Raw genomic sequence first — 1025 nt, 5'->3', positions numbered from 1 at the left:
GCGTGGGCGGCGGTCACGAGGGTGACGTGGTGGTGCCAGCCGCGCCAGGTGCGGCCCTCGAAGTGGTCCAGGCCGAGGCCGTGCTTCATCTCGCGGTAGTCGTGCTCGATGCGCCAGCGGATCTTGGCCATGCGCACGAGCCGCCGGATCGGGGTGTCGGGCGGGAGGTCGGTGAGCCAGTAGTCCGTGGGTGCGTTCTCACCAGGAGGCCATTCGACCAGCAGGGTCTCGGCCTGCAGCACGCCGTCCCAAGTGGCTGATCCTCCGGCGTCGGCGGCGGCGAGCGTCCGGGGGATCTTCCCGGCGGGTCGCACCTGCAGGACCCTGAACCGCGAGCGCATCGCGCCGCGGCTCCCCTGGCGCCAGGTGACCTGCCGAAACGCCCGGCGGCCTTCCTCGGTGGCGAGCTCGTGAAGGGCGAGCGTGCCCGTGCGGTAGCGGGGCAGAGGGTGCCTGCCCGCGCCGCTGTAGGCGGGCGCCACCGGTTCCGCGTCGAAGGGGTGGGCCGTTTCGTCCCCGCGCACGGCGACGACGTAGTTCAGGCGCCGGGACCGCAGAGCATGGCGGAAGGCGGCGGACTGGCCGTAGCCGGCGTCGGCGACCACGACCTGCGGAGCAAGTCCCCAGCTGATCGATTCGTCCAGCATGTCGATCGCCAGTCGCCACTTCTCGACGTGCCCGACCTCCGGAGGGAGGCCAGTTCGCTTCCTGCGGACATCGTCGCGGTCGCCCCACTCCGGCGGCACGAACAGCCGCCACGACAGCGGGCACGAGGCCCGGTCGGTGACGGCATGGACACTCACCCCGACCTGGCAGGGCGAACGCTTGCCCAGCGCACCGCAGTACTGCCGGGAGACGGCCACCGACTGGTCGCCGGATTTCGGGAACGAGGTGTCGTCGATCACCCACGCCTCGGGACTGATGACAGAGGTCATCTTCCTGGCGATCTTCCGCAGCACCGGAACGTGGTCCCACGGCGACTGGCTGACAAACTGCTGCAGAGCCTGCATGTTGCCGTCCGGCAG

Annotated in this window: 1 protein-coding gene; it reads right to left on the bottom strand. The window is 70.7% G+C overall.

Going from position 1 to position 1025, the window contains the following annotated elements:
• Positions 1 to 1025, bottom strand: a 1025-nt coding sequence (locus tag ACIQCZ_RS42615) for an IS701 family transposase (protein ID WP_402291606.1), incomplete at both ends; no start/stop codon positions are given.

Source organism: Streptomyces sp. NPDC093149 (assembly GCF_044754145.1).
GTDB lineage: Bacteria > Actinomycetota > Actinomycetes > Streptomycetales > Streptomycetaceae > Streptomyces.
Note: the sequence above shows the minus strand (reverse complement) of the source record. Positions and strands in the feature narration are given on the sequence as shown.